The 3,282-nt window shown below is 67.8% G+C and carries 3 protein-coding genes and 1 pseudogene; all 4 read left to right on the top strand.

Annotated elements, in window-relative coordinates; translation table 11 throughout:
• On the top strand, window positions 1–77 hold a 77-nt coding region (locus tag ACKTTN_RS14685; RefSeq protein ID WP_407910649.1), incomplete at its 5' end, for a flagellar hook-basal body complex protein FliE.
• Window positions 78–121: 44 nt separating this feature from the next.
• Window positions 122–1,798 carry a flagellar basal-body MS-ring/collar protein FliF gene (gene fliF / locus ACKTTN_RS14680; protein WP_407910648.1) on the top strand — a complete coding sequence of 559 codons (1,677 nt, stop codon included), beginning with the start codon at window positions 122–124 and terminating at the stop codon, window positions 1,796–1,798.
• A gap of 19 nt (window positions 1,799–1,817) precedes the next feature.
• Window positions 1,818–2,800: pseudogene (gene fliG / locus ACKTTN_RS14675) on the top strand (flagellar motor switch protein FliG).
• On the top strand, window positions 2,797–3,282 hold a 486-nt coding region (locus ACKTTN_RS14670), incomplete at its 3' end, for a FliH/SctL family protein (protein WP_407910647.1). The pseudogene fliG and the gene ACKTTN_RS14670, both read left to right, overlap by 4 nt.

Below are 3,282 nucleotides of genomic sequence, written 5' to 3'. Positions count from 1 at the left end.
TCGCCTTCCGCGCCACGGTCGAGGTTCGAAACCGGCTGGTGCAGGCGTACCAGGACGTCATGAACATGCCGATCTGACGGCGCCCCGCCCCGACGATCGACTAGAAAAGAGACCCTGACCGATGGCCGTGATCGCGCTTCCCAAGCCCACCGAGAACCTGCAGAAGCTGGGGCGTCTGCAGGACATCCCGGCCGTCCGCCAGGTCGGCATGATCGCGCTCGTCGCGGCCGCGATCGCGGTCGGCCTGTGGCTGTTCTTCTGGACGCAGAAGCCGAACTACGTGCCGGTGTATGCGGGCCTCGATGCGAAGTCGACCGAAGACGCGTCGCAGCTGCTCACCACTGCACAGATCCCGTTTCGCGTCGACACCGGCACCGGCGCGCTCGCCGTGCCCGCCGACAAGATCGGCGAAGCCAAGATGGCGCTCGCCTCTGCCGGCCTGCCCGCCAACGGCGACAAGGGTTTCGAGGCGATGGAAGGCGACCAGGGCTTCGGCACCAGCCAGTTCGTCGAAAGCGCGCGCTACCAGCACGCGATGGAGATCGAACTCGCCCGCACCATTTCCAACCTGCGCCCGGTGCGCGAGGCGCGCGTGCATCTCGCGTTGCCCAAGCCGAGCGCGTTCACGCGTGACAAGGAAAGCGCGAGCGCGTCGGTGGTGCTGCAGCTGCGCACCGGCGCCACGCTCGAACAGAACCAGGTCGACGCGATCGTCAATCTGGTCGCGACCAGCGTGCCGGACCTGCCGACCACCCGCATCACCGTGGTCGACCAGTTCGGCCGCATGCTCACCTCGCGCGATCCGACGTCGGCCGAAGCCATCGGCCAGCAACAGTTCGACCAGCAGCACCGCCAGGAAGCTGTCTACGTGCAGCGCATCGAGCAGCTGCTCGAGCCGATGACCGGCCCGGGCCGCGTCAGCGCCGAAGTCAGCGTCGACATGGATTTCAACGAGACGGAAGAAGCGAAGGAAACCTACGGCCCCGAGGCGAAGGTGCGCAGCGAGCAGGTTTCGCAGAGCGGCGACATCGGTGCGATGGCCGCCGCCAATGCGGCCGGTACGCCGGCGCAGGGTGTGCCCGGCAGCGCGAGCAACACCCCGAATCCGGCGGCCGCCAGTGGTGCTGCAGCCAACGTCGCGGCCAAGCCCGCCGCGCCGGCCAGTGCGCAGGGCACGCGCAACGAAGTGCGCAACTACGAAGTCGACCGCACGCTGACGCATACGCGCCAGGCGCCCGGCAAGATCCGTCGCGTCACCGCGGCGGTGCTGGTCGACAACGTGCCCGCCGGCGCGCCCGACAAGGAAGGCAAGCAGAAGCTGCGTGCGCTGACGCCGGCCGAGCAGCAGCGCATCCAGACGCTTGTGCAGCAGGCGATCGGTTTCGACCAGGCGCGCGGCGACGCGGTGTCGGTGGTCAATGCGCCGTTCGCCCGTGACGTCGGCTCCGATGCCGGCGACGCGACGCCGATCTGGCAGGACCCGCATGCACGCGACCTGCTGCGCACCATCCTCGGCGGCATTGCGGTCATCGTGCTCATCTTCACCGTGCTTCGCCCGGCGTTCCGCCAGCTGCTGCAGCCGAAAGTGGTGATTCCGCAGCAGTCCGCGGTGGCGACGATCGTTGCCGAGGAACTCGAGCAGGCAGCGAGCCCGCGCGGCCCGCGTCCGACGGATCCCGCGCTGGCAACGGCGGCGATGCAATTCGATGAAAAGATCAACGTGGCCCGCACGGCGGTGACCAGCGACCCGAAGCGCGTGGCGCAGGTCGTTCGCGACATGGTGGCGTCCGATGGCTGACAACAACGCACAGCAGCAACTGACCGGCACGCAGAAGGCCGCGATCATCCTCCTGANNGTGAGCAGCAGGCCGCCGAAGTGCTCAAGCACATGTCGGCGAAGGAAGTGCAGAAACTCGGCGTGGCGATGACCTCGGTGGGCGGCGTCAATCGCAACCAGGTGGTGGACGTCGTCGATGATTTCGTCGACACCCTGCAGCAGCCCAGCGGCCTCGGCCCGGGCGCCGACGAATACGTGCGCGCGGTGCTGGTGCAGGCGCTGGGCGAGGATCGTGCGTCCAGCCTGATCGACCGCATCCTGCTCGGCCGCAACACGTCAGGCCTCGACACGCTGAAGTGGATGGAGCCGCGCGCGATCGCCGAGCTCGTCCGCAACGAACATCCGCAGATCATCGCGATCGTGCTGTCGCACCTCGACCCCGACCAGGGCGCCGAAGTGCTCAAGTGCCTGCCCGACCGGGCGCGCAGCGACGTGCTGGTGCGCATCGCCACGCTCGATGGCGTGCCGCCGCATGCGCTCAACGAACTCAACGACGTGATGGCCAAGCAGTTCGCCGGCAGCCAGAACATCAAGTCGTCGGCGCTGGGTGGCGTGAAGTGCGCCGCCAACATCCTCAACTTCATGGACGGCGGCCAGGACGAAACCATCCTCGGCGCCATCAATCAGATGGACGAGACGCTGTCCACGCAGATCCGCGACCTGATGTTCGTGTTCGACAACCTCGGCGACATCGACGACCGCGCGATGCAGAGCATCCTGCGCGAAGTGCCGAACGAAAAGCTGGCCGTCGCCCTGCGCGGCGCCGAGCCGAAGGTGAAGGACAAGATCATCGGCAACATGTCGCAGCGCGCCGCTGAAATCCTCAAGGACGACATGGAGGCGCGCGGGCCCGTGCGCTTGGCCGATGTCGAAGCCGCGCAGAAGGAGATCCTCCAGATCGTCCGCAAGATGGCCGAGGAAGGCACCATCCAGCTCATCGCCAAGGCGGAGACGTTCGTATGAGCGACGCCGCGGTGCTGCGCTGGATCGCACCGGGCTTCGAGCATGTCGCACACGTCGACGTGCCGCAGCCGCCGAGCGTGGAAGAGCTGCAGGCGATCACCGACGCGGCCTACCAGGACGGTTTCCGTCGCGGACAGGCCGACGGTTTCGCCACCGGCCAGGCCGACATCCGCCGCATGGCCGCGCAGATGGAAGGCATCCTCGACAGCTTCACGCGTCCGCTCGCACGCCTCGACGGCGAAGTCGCCGACGCACTCGCCGATCTCGCCACGCGCATCGCGGGCACGCTGGTCGGCCATGCGTATCGCGTCGATCCCACCCTGCTCGGCGATCTCGTGCGTGAAGCGCTCGATGCGGTCGGCAGCAGCTCGCGCGATGTGGAACTGCGCCTGCATCCCGACGACCTCGGCATCCTCATGCCGCAACTGATGACCCTCGACGGCGTGCGCCTCACCGGCGACACCACGCTTGCGCGCGGCGAG

Origin of the sequence: Lysobacter claricitrinus (assembly GCF_045866565.1) — a bacterium.
Classification (GTDB): domain Bacteria; phylum Pseudomonadota; class Gammaproteobacteria; order Xanthomonadales; family Xanthomonadaceae; genus Cognatilysobacter; species Cognatilysobacter claricitrinus.
This window is presented reverse-complemented; position numbering and strand designations above follow the sequence as displayed.

What these genes read in the sequence shown, in the direction of transcription:
- fliF (WP_407910648.1), top strand. Translation starts at nt 122, where the DNA reads ATGGCCGTGATCGCGCTTCCCAAGCCCACCGAGAACCTGCAGAAGCTG.